The sequence below is a fragment of the Glycomyces tenuis DSM 44171 genome, from assembly GCF_000427885.1.
GTDB lineage: Bacteria > Actinomycetota > Actinomycetes > Mycobacteriales > Micromonosporaceae > Glycomyces > Glycomyces tenuis.
The window spans coordinates 16,952-31,950 of sequence record NZ_ATYW01000025.1 but is presented as its reverse complement, the minus strand read 5'-3'; the positions used below and the strand labels follow the sequence as shown (position 1 = coordinate 31,950).

Sequence of the window (14,999 nt, the reverse complement as noted above, 5' to 3'; positions counted from 1 at the left end):
GGCCGTAGACTGTGCGAGTGATTCAAGGCAACCTTCGCAGCAGTATCGACCGTATTTGGGACACGTTCTGGTCAGGCGGGATCTCCAACCCGCTGGAGGTGATCGAGCAGATCACTTACCTGATGTTCCTTCAGCGGCTCGACCAGGCTCAGGAGCGGGCCGAGAAGAAGGCCAACCTCAACGAGGAGCCGATCGAGAACCCCGTCTTCGACCCCGATGACAAGGAGATCCAGAAGCTTCGCTGGTCAAAGTTCAAGCAAGAAGCGCCTTCCGACATGTTCGCGATCGTCGCGGATAAGGTCTTCCCGTGGCTGCGTGAGCTCGGCGGCGAGGACTCAACCTACGAGCGCCACATGAAGGACGCCCGCTTCACCATCCCGACTCCGTCCTTGCTGGCGAAGGTGGTCGAGATGCTCGATGAGCTGCCGATCGAGGACGGTGACACCAAAGGCGACCTGTACGAGTACATGCTCTCGAAGATCGCTACATCAGGGCAGAACGGCCAGTTCCGCACACCGAGGCACATCATCGAGCTCATGGTCGAGATGACTCAGCCGAAGCCCGGAGATGAAATCTGCGATCCCGCATGCGGCAGCGCTGGGTTCCTCGTGGCAAGCGCGGCCTACCTGAACCGCGAACACCGTGAAGCGCTGTTCGACAAGAGCCAGGCCCACCACTTCCACAACAGCATGTTTCACGGCTTCGACTTCGACCGGACCATGCTCCGCATCGGCTCGATGAACATGCTCCTGCACAACGTCCAGAACCCTGACATCCGCTACCGCGATTCTCTGTCGAAGGCCGTCGAGGACGAGCATTCCAGGTACTCGTTGATCCTGGCGAACCCACCATTCGCTGGCAGCCTCGACCTCTCGTCTTCTTCCAAGAAACTTCAGGACGTGGTGAAGACCAGGAAGACCGAGCTGCTGTTCATGTCGCTGTTTCTGCGCCTGCTCAAGCCTGGCGGTCGGGCTGCAGTCATCGTCCCCGAGGGGGTCCTGTTCGGCTCCACAAAGGCTCACAAGGCCCTACGCCAGAAGCTAGTTGACGATCACAAGCTCGATGCGGTCGTGAAGCTGCCTTCCGGGGTATTTAAACCATACGCGGGAGTGTCAACCGCGATCCTCTTCTTCACCCGCACCGATTCAGGCGGTACCGACAACGTCTGGTTCTACGATGTGCAGGCCGACGGTCAAAGCCTCGACGACAAGCGGCTCCTGCTGCTAGACGAAGCCAAGTTTGGCGCCGTCCCGCGTGAACAGCTTGATGATGAGGACCACACCAAGAACAATCTCCCTGATGTCCTCGCTCGCTGGCACGAGAGGAAGACCGATGAGCTCGACCGAGCCAGAACCGAACAGAGTTTCTGTGTCCCGCGCGGGGAAATCGAAGCAACCGACTACGATCTCAGCCTCAATCGCTACAAGGAAATTGTTTATGAGGAGACCGAACATCGCCCTCCACTAGAAATCATCGAGGAGCTCGAAAACATAGAAAATAGTATTCAACATGGGTTGAGTGATTTGAAGGGGCTGATCAAGTGAGCACTCTTTCTACCTCATGGGACCTTGTGCCCTTGTCAGAGGTGTTCACTAGTATCAAATCCGGATTTGCCTACGGCAAAGATTCGCCTACCGGCATCCTCCAAATTCGAATGAACAACATTACCCCCGAGGGAACATGGGATCTCTCGAAACAGCGACGCGTTCCGCAGGACCATAAGGCGATCGCCAAATCCGATCTGACCACTGGTGACATACTGTTCAATGTCACCAACACTCCCAACCTAGTGGGAAAAACTGCTCTCTTCAAAGATTTCCCAGAGACAGCAACCTTTAGCAACCATTTTCTACGCCTCCGCACCAATGATCGTATAGCCAACTCTTCATATGTTGCCCGCTGGATGCAGTTCCTGTTTTCAATTAGAGCATTCGAGGGAATGTGTCGCCAATGGGTCAACCAGGCAACAATTAATACGGATACTTTCCTCTCCACCGAAATCCCTCTCCCTCCAATGAAAGAGCAGCGGAAGATTGTGTCTCTGCTGGACCAAATAGCTGCCCTCCGCGAGCAACGCCGTAAAACACTCTCACTGCTCGACAATCTTGAACAATCAACATTTCTTCAGATGTTCGGAGAGGCTATTCTTGGCCGTGGCAATTGGCCCATGGTGACGATTGGGGACCTAATCGAATCAACTCAATATGGCTCGAGCGAAAAAGCAGCCAATCATGGTATCCTACCAATCCTTAGAATGGGAAACATAACTAGCTCGGGTCAAGTTAGTCTTCACGATATGAAATACCTGCCAGACGCTCCAGGTGATGATCGATTTCTCGTGAAAAATGGGGAACTCTTGTTCAATAGGACTAATAGTCCAGATCTCGTCGGAAAGACGGCAATTTACCGTGGTCCAGAGCCGATGGCATATGCTGGATATCTCATTAGAGTCCGAACTGGCTCAAAGAGTGATCCCGCATACCTGAATGGATTTTTGAACTCAAAGTTCGGGAAGTTGACCTTGCGCAACATGTGCAAAAGCATTGTCGGCATGGCGAACATCAACGCCAAAGAACTGCGAGGGATTAAGGTACCCAAACCTCCGCTGGAATTGCAGCGAGAGTTTACTCGGCAAGTTCAGCAGATCAGCCGTCTGCGTGATATCCAGGAGTCGCATTTGGCTGAGCTGGACTCGCTGTTTTCGTCGGTGCAGGCACGTGCGTTCCGTGGCGAGCTGTGGGAGACTGTCTCAGGTTAGTTCCCTTGTGGCGGAAGGACACCCCCATGGCCAGTAACTTCGACTTCCTTCGGCCGGTCCGGCCTGACTGGTTCGAGCAGGCCGCTCGAGCTGAGAGGTATGCTTTTGGCGACCCGCGCGCCTCCTGCTTCTATGCACGCCACACGCTGGAACTGTTGGTGACCTGGCTGTACGAGGTCGAGCCCCACCTCGAGCTGCCCTACCGTTCCGAACTGGGTGCCAAGATCGGGGAGTCCGACTTCAAGAACCTGGTCGGTGGCGAAGTCTGGCCGAAGATGGACGCGATCCGACGCATCGGGAACTACGCCGTCCATCGCCCCGCCCCACCCCAGGATCGGGACTCGATGCACCTGGTCAAGGAGCTGTGGCATGTCATGTTCTGGGCAACTCGGCGCTACAGCCGCCGCGGTGTCGAGCTGGCCGAGAACCCACCGAGGTTCGATCATTCGCTGATCGAGCGGCCTCTCCCCGAAGGGGAGCGTAAGAAGCGCCAGGCCGAGATCCAGAAGATGGCTGACGACCATGCCCGCCAGGCCGAAGCCCTAGAACAGGCCCGGCGGGAAAACACCGAAATCAGGGAGGCGTACGAGGCAGAGCTGGCCGGACTGCGGCGTCGGATCGCCGAGGAGAAGGCCGCTGCTGCCACTGTCCCGGACAGCCATGACTACGACGAGGGCGAGACTCGCGCGTACCTGATCGATGTGCTGTTGAAGGAGTCCGGCTGGGTCCACGGTGAGAACCTCGATGTCGAGGTGCCGGTCGAGGGGATGCCGAACACGTCAGGACGCGGCGAAGTCGACTACGTCCTGCGCGCCCGAAACGGCATCCCGCTCGCAGTGGTGGAGGCCAAACGGACGAGCAAGGATCCCGAACTCGGCCGCCAGCAGGCGGTCTACTATGCTAACTGCTTGCAACGGCAATACGGCCAGCGACCGATCATCTTCTACACCAACGGATACAAGACCTGGCTGTGGGACGACGGGCCGAAGTTCTACCCTCCGCGCCTGGTCGCCGGATTCTATACGCCCGATGAGCTCGAGTCACTCTTGCAACGACGGGCCGCGAGGCTGAGCCTGCCCCAGACCGGCGTGAATCCGAAGATCGCCGGTCGGCGCTACCAGAAGCGGGCGATCGCGGCGGTCGGCCACGCCTTCGAGGACCAGCACCAACGGCACGCCCTGCTGGTGATGGCTACCGGCACGGGCAAGACCCGCACCACCATCGCCCTGGTTGACCAGCTCATGCGGGCTGGATGGGTGAAACGCGCCCTGTTCTTGGCCGACAGAAAAGCCCTGGTCAAGCAGGCCGCCGAGGCGTTCACCGAGCATTTCCCCGACTCTGCTCCGGTGAACCTGCTCAAGGACAAGAACGAGAAGGGCAGGATGTTCTTCTCCACCTACAACACCATGTCCAACCTGGTGGAGAACCGCGGCGACGACACCCAGCACCGCTTCGGTCCGGGCTATTTCGACCTGGTGATCGTCGACGAGGCCCACCGGTCGATCTACCAGAAGTACGGCGCGCTGTTCGACCACTTCGACTCGCTGCTGCTCGGGCTCACCGCCACCCCGAAGGACGAGATCGACCGCAACACCTACCGCCGGTTCCAGCTCGAGGACGGCATGCCCACCGACGTCTACGACCTGCAGGAGGCCGTCGACGAGGCGTGGCTCGTACCGCCGCGGGCGATCCAGGTACCGCTCCGGTTCCCTCGCAGCGGTCTGCGCTACGACGACCTCTCCGAGGAAGACAAGGAGCTGTGGGATGCCGCCGAGTGGGACTCGGAGGGGAACGTCCCCGACTTCGTCGAGGCCGACGCTGTCAACAAGTACCTGATGAACGCCGACACCATCGACAAGGCCCTCGAAGTGCTCATGGAGTACGGGCTGAAAGTCGACGGCGGGGAGCGGATCGGCAAGACCATCGTCTTCGCCCGCAACGAGCTGCACGCCCGCGAGATCGTCAAGCGGTTCGACGTCCGCTACCCCCAGTACGCCGGGCAGACCGCCCGGGTCATTACCTACAGCGAGCCCTACGCCGAGCAGCTCATCGACGACTTCTCCGACCCCGACAATCCGCTGGACGTGGCGGTCTCGGTCGACATGCTCGATACCGGCATCGACGTGCCCGAAGTCGCCAACCTCCTGCTGTTCAAACCGATCCGGTCCAAGACGAAGTTCTGGCAGATGATCGGTCGCGGGACCCGCCTGCGTAAGGACTTGTTCGGCCCCGGCCGCGACAAGACCGAGTTCCTGGTCTTCGACGTCTGCGGCAACCTCGACTTCTTCAACCAGAACATGCCCAGCAGCGAAGGCCGCGTGGCTCCGTCGTTGTCCGAGCAGCTGTTCCGCCACCGGGCCGAACTGGTCTTCGAGCTCGACCACAACGACCACGACACTCCGGCAGTCGACGGGGCGAACGTCGACCCCGAGCAGACGACATCCGCGCTCCGTGAGGCTTCAGCTCGTCGGCTCCACGACGAAGTGGCCGGCATGAACCGAGACAACTTCCGGGTCCGCCCGCATCTCGAGCAGGTCGAGCACTTCGCCGAGTTCTCCGCCTGGGAGCCGCCCCTGACCAGCGAGTCTTACGGCAATGCCGTCGATCTGGCCGGGCTCCCCACCGCCTACAAGCCCGACGAGGACACCAGTCCCGAAGCCAAACGGTTCGACCTGCTCGCCCTGCGTCTCCAGCTCGCCGTGCTCCAGCACGACCCGTCATTCGACCGGCTGCGGGACCGCGCCGCGACAACGGCACGGCTGCTGCTCGACCAGACGACGATCCCCATGGTCGCCGAACAGGCGGTGTTCCTCGAGGAGCTCGCCGGCGACGAGTGGTGGGTGGATGTCACGGTTCCGCTGCTGGAGCGGATGCGCCGCAGGATCCGCGGCCTGGTCCGATTCATCGAGAAGACCCGACGCAATCCCGTGTACACGGACTTCGAGGACACCCTCGGCGAGGTCTCGGAAGCCAGCCTCATCGGCGCGTCCAGCACCGTCGACCACAAGAACTTCCACATCAAGATCCGCTCCTACCTTCGCAATCGAACCGACCAGGAGACCGTCGACAAGCTCTATCGCAATCAACCTGTCACCGCGGTGGAGCTGGAACTTCTGGAGAGGATCTTCATCGAACTCGGCATGGCCACGGCCGAGGACCTCAGCTGGGCTGCCGAACAGCACAGCGGGCTCGGCCTGTACCTGCGCACGATCGTCGGTATGGACCCCGACAGCGTCCGCAAGACGCTAGACGATTTCTGCAGGAACCGCGACCTCACTCGGCCTCAGCACGCCTTTTTGGAGCAGTTGGTCGACTACATCGCCGTCAACGGGCTGCTGGAGAAGCCGGGCATGATGTACGATCCGCCGTTCACCAACATCCACCCCGACGGTCCGGCCGGCCTCTTCGAGCCCGCGGAGGTCAGGCAGATCGCAGAGGTCATCAAGTCCATCAAGCGGAATGCTCAGCCGATGTCCTGACGCAGGTTCGTAGAATGCCGCGATGGACGACACCGAGCGATTAACCTGCGAACGTGTACGTCGCGGTGTTGGGTGTCTCTGGGCTGTTGTTGGCGGCGTTGTCGTGGGGCTTCTCCCTTCGGCTCGCTCCTGACGGGCGCGGGTCGAGTCTCCACAGCCTCGAGGTCGGCCGTCAAGCGCTAATGGGGGGGATGCTCGTCCTCCTCGGCGCGGGCGGCGGACTGTTGGCGGCGGTAGGTCTCGGTGAGCAGCCTTCGACGGTCGCGTTCGCGCTGTTCGCCTCCGTGACCCCGGTGGTGGCGGGGATTGATGCGTTCAGCCACCGTTTGCCCTTCGTCTTCAGCGGTGGGGCGCTTGTTCTGGGGCTGATCTGCTTCGGCGTCGACGCGCTCTCAAGCGGGACGGTTCAGCTTCAGCGTGCTGTTCTAGCGTTTCTGGTGGTGGGAGTGCTCGCACTGGCGTGGTGGTGGGGTTTCGGCGGGCAGGTCGGCCTCGGGGATGTGATGCTGCTGGCGGCGATCGGGCTCTACACCGGATGGTGGTCGTGGGCGGCGGTGTGGGCCGGGGTCACCTTGGGGTTTCTACTGGCGGCGGTAGCCGCCCTGGTGGGCCGCTGGCGGGCTGGCCATAGCGGCGGGTACCTGCCGTTGGGGCCGTGGCTGTTGGGCGGGTGCTGGGGCGCGGTGGCACTCGCGGCGGCCCAGATCCTATGAGTCCAAAGTAGACTTATTGGATACGAAAAAAGACCCGCTTCATGCGGGGGTCGTGGAGCCGGAGCCTTCGCTCCGACTCCACGGGCGTGGACTACCTCCTTCCTCTGGGGACGCGGTGACGTCCGGGTTGAAGTGTCGTGAAGAACGCCTCGTGAAGACCTCGAACGCTTTCGCGGATCACTTCGCGAGCCTCCTCGTCGTCCCAAGCCAGCAGCGCCCGCTGAAGCAGCGCCTTCTTCGAGCGGCGTTCGATGAGCCGGGCGCACAGCTCGCAAGCGGCCCAGTCGCTGCTGGAGTGGTGCCGCCCGACCGGAGCGTCGTCCTCGCCGATAACGATCATCTGGATACCCGGGGCCCGATAGCGCCATCTGACCTTCGTGGAGGTGCAGAAGTCGCAGAACTGGGTGAGGTCTTCCTCGAAGTGCTCGGCCCGCGGCTGCGGGACCGCTTCGTGGTCAGCCTCATGGTGCCTGACGTGGGTGTAGACCACGTCCCCGACCTGTTCACCGAACTCGTTGAGCGGAATGCGGCGGCTCAGCGGCTGCGAGCAGGCTGCGCAGACCATGGCCGCCGGGAGATCGCCTTCGTCGATCATGCCGTCTGCCCCTTTCCGGGCTCGTGGATCAGGTCGGACAGCAGCTCGGGGAGCGCCATGGACAGGAAGCCCAGGGCGTTCATGCCCTTCAGAGCGTTGGCGACGGCGGCGTCGATGCCGTTGGGCGAGGACCAGCCGTAGACGACGGCGGAACGTTCAATCACGACCGTCTGCCAGACATGTCGCCCGCGACTCACTCGGTAGACGGCCGCGAGCGCCTGGAGCTTCTCGACCGCCAGGTTCTCCCGGTCTCGACGCACGTCGTCGATACAGCGGGAGAAGATCTCCCGGATATTGACGTCCGTGCCTCGGGCCAGGTGACGCTGGTCGGCGTCGTCGTAGACGAAGTTGATCTCGAAGCGTTGGCCTTGCGGAGCGGGGAAAACACCCCACAGGCCGCCCAGGCGCTGAGCACGGCACTCCTTGGCCAGTTGGGCGATCTGCCAGGCGAGCTTCGGGTCGATCCGGATCACGACAGCTCACCTCCGGTCAGGGCACGGAGGACAGCGGTCACGCCCGCCACGAACGGATCGCCTTTCAGATCGTGATCTGCCGGAACCGTGATCAGCCCCGTCGGGCTGGCCTCGTCTCGGCTCCAGCCGATCCGATGCACCGTGCGGTCATTGAAGACGGCGGTGAGCAGGTGCATCGGTCGGCCCTCCGGCTGGACTTCGAGCACGAACGCGATGCCGATCAGCCGCCTGGACTCGGCGGACACTTCGCCGCGCTCGATCTGCTCGGCGACCTCGGTCAGCCGCTTCTCGACCTCCTTTCCGGCTCCGGAGAAGACCCCCAGTGCCTGTCCGACCTCGGACAGGCGCATCGTGACGATGGCCGGTTCGTGCCGGTAGACGCCGAGGATCGTGCTGGTCCCGTTGATGACGTTGCGCTCCATCTCGTTGGCGAGGAGCTGGTTGATGCAGACGTGCGTCGCGTCGTCCATCAGGCGGCCTCGCCTTCGCGCCAGGCTCCCGAGAGGAGCCGCACCGACTCGGGTGCCGTACCCGTACAGGTGAGGTTCCAGACCGTCCAGGCCAGTGGGCCGTCGGGGTCGGCGTCGAGCGCGATCTCGGCGAACACGATCGCGACCTCGTCACCCTCGCTCCAGGCCGACAGCGCCGCGAGAGCCGCTGCCGTGGCACGCTCGGTGCCGGTCGTCTCCCGGGCGACCTGGCACCACAGCATGTGGGCGCGGTCGCTGCCCTCGAGGATGTCGTCGATCGCGTCCGAGACGACGTCGGGGTTGGCCACGGCGGCGATGCCGAGGGCGATCGCGCAGGGCATGCTCGGTCCCAACGGGTCGGCCATGCAGCGCCGGTAGAGGCGCTCGTCGTGATCGGCCTGCAGAGCCGGGTCGGTGTATTCGGCCCGGTCGGCGCGGCACTTCGCGGCGATGCGTTCGGCGGTCGCGGCTCGGTCGCCGTCGAGGGGGCGAAGCACCCGTGCCGCGTAGCGCTTGCGACAGGCCGCTCGGAACAGGAGCGCTTCGAGGCGGCCTTGGGCCGGGTTGGGGCGGACGATCGCGGCCAGCGGAGCCGCATCGTCGCGGTGGACGTCGTCGGCGAAGGCCCACTGCGTACGGGTGGCGGCCAGGCTCCGCACGCGGGTGACGGTCTTGACGCCGATCTCGTCGAGAGCAGCGCGCGCCCTGACGACTGCACTCGCCGCCACGTCGGCCTCGGTGTGGTAGCCGATGAGGTAGATCGCGTCGAACTCGTCGCCGGCCCAGTCGCGGGCCAGAGACATGCGCGATTCGGCGGCGGTCAGTGCGGCCATCGGCCAGGACGTGTAGGCGCGGGGTTCGCCGCCGAAGGCGCCGATGACGACGAGTTCCTGGTTGAGCGGACGTTCGAAGATGTAGGTCGGGAGTCCGACCATCTCGGCGGGTTCGAGGGTGTCGAGCACCCCGGAGATGCCGTACGATTGCAGGTTCACTGCACTTTCCTTTCAACGGGTTTGGTGTTGTGGCGTGCGGCCGAGCGGGTCCTAATCGACTCGGCCGCACTGGTTTTCGGCTCTGGTGAGCGCCGCTGTCAGGCGGCGTTCACCGGGTTTCGCTGCCGCACGATGTACGGCACCGGTCCTTCCTCGGCTCGGAGGCGGACGATGTGGTTGTGCGCCCGGTAGAGGGCGAATCGGTCGAGCCAGTCGTCAGCGCTCATCACGTCTTCGATCGGCAGCACGCCGACTGCGGTGGCATCGAGCCCGTGCGCATTGCCGGTGAAGACGATTCCGTGACCGAGGACGATCAGTTCGTCTTGGAATGGGATGCTCGGTGCCACGCCGCGTTCGGTGTCGGCTTTCAGGACCGGGCCCCTGACGGTGCGGACGACGGCGGTCAGCCGCATGACCTTCCCGACCGGCGGGTTCGCGAAGCGCACCCACTGGTTGCCCTCGCCGAGCAAGGCAACGCAGTTCTCCGACACGAACGGCGCCTCTCCTACCGGCCAGGTGAGGACGCCTTCGCCGAGTTCGTGGATCTTCCTGCGTTTCGGCATGCCTCATGCCTCCTTTCTCTGGTTCGTTTCCCGTTCCCGCCGACGCACTTCGGGCGTGCGGTGGAGTTCGAGGCGGACCGGTCGGCCCTCGACTTCTCGGAGCGCCGCGACGTCGAGCCACGGGTTCGGGGCAGGACGGGCGGGTTTGACTCCGATCGCGTCGGGAGTCGGTGCCTCGCCGAGCGCAGCGGTGAAGACCTCGCCTTCGCCGAGAAGGACGGGAATCTCCACGGTCTTGGTGCGCACCTTCACCCCGGGCTTCAACCAGCGTCGGCGTCTCGTGGTGACCTTCTTGAGCTTCACCGCGACCAGCTGCGCTCGAACGCCTTTGGGAACCCCGGTGAGCATCGCTCTGCCGCCGTCGACGACGAGGGCTACCATGCCGAATCGGCGTGTCTCACCTTCGGGCTTGGGAATCCGGAGAACCCCTTCCCCGACGACCTCGATGACGGTGACGGTCATAGCGCACCACCGCGCCTTCGCGATCGGTCTCCGCGCTTCCGGCGATCGGGCTTCTCCTGGACGGGCAGGCAGGCGCATCGCGGCCATGAACGGTGAGCCTCGATCTGGACCTGGATGTCCTTCAGCCTCCCCAGCGTTCCGGGCTCGAGCCACCACGCTTGGCGGCCGTCGCGGGGTCGCACGCCCACCGCCAGCGCGGGCCGGTCGTTCCAGCTGGAGCGTTCGAAGAACAACGCGCCGACGCCGAGCAGTTCGGTGCATGCCCGTCGCCCCTCGGCCTGCGCTATCGGCGCGGGGACGGTGGCGGTCAGCGCTGCCGCGTGGGCGGCCTTCATCTCGCGCAGTTGCACCGGGTTGCCGTGCTCGTCGAGGAGCAGGACGGTGCCGTATCGGCGTGAGTCGGACTCTGCCGGTGGGACGACCAGGCGTCCCTCTCCTATCAGGTGTGGTTGAGTTCGATCTGTCAAGAACTTCCCCTTTCATGGGGTAGGGTGTTGCCGCCGAAGAGCCGAGGCTCTTCGGCGGCAACACGTTTCTGAATCGGAATGCCGACTCGTCAGATGCCGAGGCAGCGGTAGGTGCGGGGGCCGGTCTCGCGAACCAGCGCAACGAGCGCCTTGCTCGGGTGCTTGAGGCGGCGGTGGTCGGGGCGGCACAGCCGGTCCAAGGCGTTCTTGACCGCCCCGTCGGAGTTGTCGCTGACCTTGTCCGGGTGGGCCGCCACCAGTTCCTTCGTGATCTGGCGGACGGTGATCTCCTCGCCCGTGTTCTGCGGGTCGGTCACCCAGTCGATCACCATGCCGGTCAGCTCCCCGGGTGCGAGCGTCCGCTTGCCGTCGTTGCGGACTCCGGTGCCCGCCTTGCGCGGCCGGGACGTGCCCCCGATCGTCTTCGTCTGCCCGCAGGTGGGGCAGGTGATGGCGTCGGGGGCGTCGTGGAGCTGCACCCGCGCGGCGGCTTCCATCAGGTCGCCGCCGTGGACGACCGTCCAGATCGTTCCGGGCTGGTCCGGGTTGTACGGGTTGGAGCACTCGACCAGGCCGTGCTCGGCCATCGCGCGCAGCGCATTGAGCACCAGGCGGCGCTTGGTCGGGAGGTAGGCCCGGTCGCACAGGTCCAGCAGACCGATCGGTTCGCCGATGTCGGCGAGGGTCCTGGCGATGTGGAGGACCTGCGGGTCCGGGTCGGGCAGCGGCTCGAAGGTGGCGGGCGGCTCGTCCGCTGCTGTTTCGGTCTCGGGCCTGCCGCCCTCTTCCTGGTTCCCGTCCGATTCGGCCTCGTCGGTGTCGCTGTCGGCCTCGGTGTCTTCGGACGCTTCCTCGTCGCTCTTGTCAGAGCTGCCGGCCGTCTCGCCATCGGCCGTGTCCTCACCGGCGTCGAGCTCTGTTGCCTCGGGTTCTTCCTCTTCGGCGGGTTCCGGCTCACCGTCTGCTTCAGCCGGTGCGGCGGCCCTCCAACGGCGCTCGTCTCCTTCCCCGGTGACGACGGTGCGGCCTTCCTTGACCAGGCGGTCCAGGGCTCGGACGGCCTGGTTTTCGGTCATCTCGGTGGATTCGAGGGCCGCAGTCCCCTCAATGACTTCGGCGAGGCTGTATTCCCCAGGGTTGTTCCCCAGCAGCGCCGCTACGGCGCGGCTGGCCTCTTTGGCATTCGCCATGATGGTTTATCACCTTTCAATGGTTTTGGTGTGCATGAAAAATGGCTTGGCTCCGGTGCGGCGCCAAGCCATGCGGAGTGCCCATGCCTCCGGACAGAGCCGGTTCGTATCGGCACTCGGGTATTCGTCGGTGAGTCCCTGGATCAGCTCAGAGGCGTTGCTCCTTCCAGTCGGTTATGCCCGGGGCGTTATTCCTCGTCGGTCTCGTCGTGCTTGAGGACGTCGGCCAGATCGATCTCGACCTTGTAGCGCTCCCCGTCTTCACCGGTGCCATCGAAGTGGCCGGGAAACCGGCAGAAGTGCCCCTCCTCATTGGCGAGGGCCGCGATGTGCGCCAGGCAGCGCAGCGCGCCCACCATCGCCGCGGACTTGACCCCGTACGGGCCTGGTTCGACGGCGACGACCGTGCGGCCGTCCTCGCTGAGGATCGGCAGGACGTCCGGATCGAGGATCTTCGGGACGTCGGAATCGATCGCTCCAAAGCTGGGGTGCGGTTGAAGCAGACGCCTCCAGGTCCCGGCATCGAGCGGCGGTTCGACCTCGATCCGTCCCTCGTAGCTGATCTCGTATCCCATGAAGCTGTTCTCCCTTTCTCTATGTGCCCTATCTTGGGCAAACGAAAGGCGACACCGATCGGCGCCGCCTCGTCTATGCGGGGGGTTGATGGACGCGGGGCTCAGTAGTCGAAGAGGTTCTCAAACTTCGTCCACGCGACGCTGGCCCAGCGGCGGACGCGGGCACGGGTGTAGTCGAGGCCGCTGCTGGCCGGGCGCTTGGTGCAGCGGCGACACGTGCACTTGAACGGGTGGAGCTCCTTCGGCGGGACGAGCATGTTGCGCTCGCCGGAGCGCATCACCAAGCTCTGGTGCTCGTCGAGGACGACGCGGATGAAAGTCCCCACCGGGTGGTGGAGCGTCTCGACCACGGTCGCCGGGTAGGTGTGCGCGGCCTTCTTCCGGTAGGTCGTGAACGGGGTGGCGGGCAGGTGCAGGATGGGGCGGACACGGACGCGCTGGCCGACCTCGAATTGGCGGATCATGGTTTTCTCCTTTGAGTTGCGGTGGAGGCTTCGTGGTGCGTAGGCACGGCGAAGCTGCGCGTCGGTAACCGGCGCGCGTGGATACAGGAGAGTCCCGGTCTGGCACGGTGTCGCCGTGCGCGCCGCCCGTGATTGGGTGGTCCGAGAAGGAATCCTCAGCACAGACTGAGGTTGCCGCCGTCGAGGGCGGTCGGGCCGAGCATGAAGCTCGGTGTGCCGCCTTTGGTGGGCGGCTGAGTGCAAGTGATGAGTCCGCCGAGTTGGGCGGCTGCCGGGTCCGACCAGCGTCGGCTGGTGGGAGGTCCGGTAGCGGTGCCCCGCTCGTGTCAGGCTCGGCCTGCGCTCGGTGTGTACGGATGAAAAATTGCTATGCCTCGACGCTAGCCGGTTACCCAGGCGATACGACCGGTTCTACGGGAGGGTAACCGGCTACCCTCGACTACCCTCGCGTCGCGAGCCTGCGACTACCCGACGCTCGACGAGCGGTGACCGGTCCGACCTCCGTCCGAGGTACACCAGGGCCAGCAGAGCTCTGCTACAACAGGAAGGTGCGCAATCCCTTCTCTCGTCCCAGGTCAACGCCCGGATCCGTCCTAGAGTCGTCAGGGGCAAGCGAGCTCGCTACTAGGAGACTGCCATGGTGGCGATCCCTGTCATTCGCCGTTGCCGTGGTAATCACGGTCGCGCTCGCGGCCACTTATGGGCTGTGGGTACTGTTCACCGGCTCGCCCGCGCTGCCCTCATACAGCGCCGATGACGACCAGGTACGCATTGACGTACTCCGGCTGGTGTTCTACGCCGTTGCGGGCATCGGCGGCGTCGTCGCTCTCACCATCGCCTACCGGAGGCAGCGGCTTCACGAGGCCGCCGAACGCCGCGATGACACCCGATTGTTCAACGAACGGTTTACTGCTGCGGCCGAACAGCTCGCCTCCGAACAGGCGGCGAATCGGCTCGCCGGAGTGTACACCATGGCCAGACTTGCCGACGACTGGAACGTCGAAAGACAGACATGTGTGGATGTCCTGTGTGCCTATTTGCGCATGCCCTACGACCCACCTCGCCTGCGTAAGAAACCCACTGACGAAGAAGTCAAGGAGTACAAGCAGGTTCGCCAGGAACAGCAAGTCAGACATGCCATCTTGGATGTGATAGCCGAGCGGCTTTGTGCTGAACCTGTCGAAGGAAAAACCTGGCATTGGTGCGATTTCAACTTCATGGGCGCGACGCTGGACGACATCAACTTCGCCAACGCTACCTTCTTCGGAGACGTGTTGTTCAACGGAGCGAGCTTCCCAGAAGGGCATATCTACCTTGGTGGAGTAAAGTTCCATGATGGCGTGGGATTTCATAAATCCAAATTCAACGGTGGCTTTGTCGACTTTTCCGGAGTTGAGTTCAAAGGACAGGTTACAACATTTGCCCTCGCGCAGTTCACTGATGGAACAGTTATCTTCCATGGCGCAAGCTTTGATTTCGAAATCAACAATTTCGTAAGTTCAGATTTTACGGGAGGGAGAGTAGAATTCGGCGAAGCTGGACGCGGTTTCAAAACACTATTCCGAAGCGGCCGTGTTGATTTTGAAGGGGTGTGCTTTGAAGGCGCTGAGGTTGATTTTCGAGGAGTTGAGTTCGGTCCCGCCATCGTGGATATGCGGAAGGTCGCTGATTGGTCAGTGCCGCCAACATTCGACGAGTTCCCGGACGGTCCACCCGATGGACTGTTGCTGCCTACCCGATGAGGGCTGAAACCGAGGCAGCGTCAGGGGCGAGAGGCGAAGGAAAGGCAGCGGCCTCG

15 protein-coding genes are annotated in these 14,999 nt (G+C 63.4%); 5 read left to right on the top strand and 10 right to left on the bottom strand.

All coding sequences use genetic code 11. The features are described 5' to 3' along the window. Positions 1-17: 17 nt before the first annotated feature. The 4 genes from YWW_RS0122590 to YWW_RS34450 all read left to right on the top strand — a co-directional run bounded on the left by YWW_RS0122590 (position 18) and on the right by YWW_RS34450 (position 6,950). On the top strand, positions 18-1,544 hold the full coding sequence (locus tag YWW_RS0122590; RefSeq protein WP_026931893.1) for a type I restriction-modification system subunit M: 1,527 nt from the start codon (positions 18-20) through the stop codon (positions 1,542-1,544). Beyond that, positions 1,541-2,758: a restriction endonuclease subunit S gene (locus tag YWW_RS35355; RefSeq protein ID WP_081687685.1), complete on the top strand. Its 1,218-nt coding sequence runs from the start codon at positions 1,541-1,543 to the stop codon at positions 2,756-2,758. The genes YWW_RS0122590 and YWW_RS35355 overlap by 4 nt, the downstream gene beginning before the upstream one ends. A gap of 26 nt (positions 2,759-2,784) precedes the next feature. Beyond that, a complete protein-coding gene (locus YWW_RS0122585; protein WP_035700085.1) occupies positions 2,785-6,237 on the top strand; it encodes a DEAD/DEAH box helicase family protein in 3,453 nt (1,150 codons plus the stop codon). Between the two features lie 191 nt (positions 6,238-6,428). Next, positions 6,429-6,950, top strand: a complete 522-nt coding sequence (locus tag YWW_RS34450) for an A24 family peptidase (RefSeq protein ID WP_155830339.1) — start codon at positions 6,429-6,431, stop codon at positions 6,948-6,950. A 91-nt stretch (positions 6,951-7,041) separates the two neighbouring features. Here the strand turns inward: YWW_RS34450 and YWW_RS0122575 are convergent, their stop codons facing one another. The 10 genes from YWW_RS0122575 to YWW_RS0122530 form a co-directional block, all read right to left on the bottom strand. After that, a complete protein-coding gene (locus YWW_RS0122575; protein ID WP_026931891.1) occupies positions 7,042-7,545 on the bottom strand; it encodes a hypothetical protein in 504 nt (167 codons plus the stop codon). Beyond that, positions 7,542-8,018: a hypothetical protein gene (locus YWW_RS0122570; RefSeq protein ID WP_026931890.1), complete on the bottom strand. Its 477-nt coding sequence runs from the start codon at positions 8,016-8,018 to the stop codon at positions 7,542-7,544. Before YWW_RS0122570 ends, YWW_RS0122575 begins: the two co-directional genes overlap by 4 nt. After that, on the bottom strand, positions 8,015-8,488 hold the full coding sequence (locus YWW_RS0122565) for a hypothetical protein (protein WP_026931889.1): 474 nt from the start codon (positions 8,486-8,488) through the stop codon (positions 8,015-8,017). Before YWW_RS0122565 ends, YWW_RS0122570 begins: the two co-directional genes overlap by 4 nt. Then, positions 8,488-9,480, bottom strand: coding sequence for a DUF4192 family protein (locus YWW_RS0122560; RefSeq protein ID WP_026931888.1), 993 nt, complete (start codon positions 9,478-9,480; stop codon positions 8,488-8,490). Before YWW_RS0122560 ends, YWW_RS0122565 begins: the two co-directional genes overlap by 1 nt. Positions 9,481-9,578: 98 nt before the next feature. Next, positions 9,579-10,043, bottom strand: a complete 465-nt coding sequence (locus tag YWW_RS0122555; protein ID WP_026931887.1) for a hypothetical protein — start codon at positions 10,041-10,043, stop codon at positions 9,579-9,581. A gap of 3 nt (positions 10,044-10,046) precedes the next feature. After that, positions 10,047-10,505 (bottom strand): hypothetical protein, encoded by a 459-nt coding sequence (locus YWW_RS0122550; protein ID WP_026931886.1) that lies wholly within the window; start codon positions 10,503-10,505, stop codon positions 10,047-10,049. Continuing rightward, positions 10,502-10,972, bottom strand: coding sequence for a hypothetical protein (locus tag YWW_RS0122545; protein WP_155830338.1), 471 nt, complete (start codon positions 10,970-10,972; stop codon positions 10,502-10,504). Before YWW_RS0122545 ends, YWW_RS0122550 begins: the two co-directional genes overlap by 4 nt. Before the next feature lie 89 nt (positions 10,973-11,061). Next, entirely contained in the window at positions 11,062-12,162 is a 1,101-nt protein-coding gene (locus YWW_RS0122540) for a hypothetical protein (RefSeq protein WP_026931884.1), read from the bottom strand. A gap of 188 nt (positions 12,163-12,350) precedes the next feature. Then, complete coding sequence (locus YWW_RS0122535) at positions 12,351-12,737, bottom strand: hypothetical protein (protein WP_026931883.1); 387 nt, start codon at positions 12,735-12,737, stop codon at positions 12,351-12,353. A gap of 101 nt (positions 12,738-12,838) precedes the next feature. Further along, positions 12,839-13,201: a hypothetical protein gene (locus YWW_RS0122530; protein ID WP_026931882.1), complete on the bottom strand. Its 363-nt coding sequence runs from the start codon at positions 13,199-13,201 to the stop codon at positions 12,839-12,841. Positions 13,202-13,869: 668 nt separating this feature from the next. Between YWW_RS0122530 and YWW_RS36185 the strand changes: the two genes are divergently transcribed. Continuing rightward, entirely contained in the window at positions 13,870-14,943 is a 1,074-nt protein-coding gene (locus YWW_RS36185) for a pentapeptide repeat-containing protein (protein WP_155830337.1), read from the top strand. Positions 14,944-14,999: the final 56 nt, after the last annotated feature.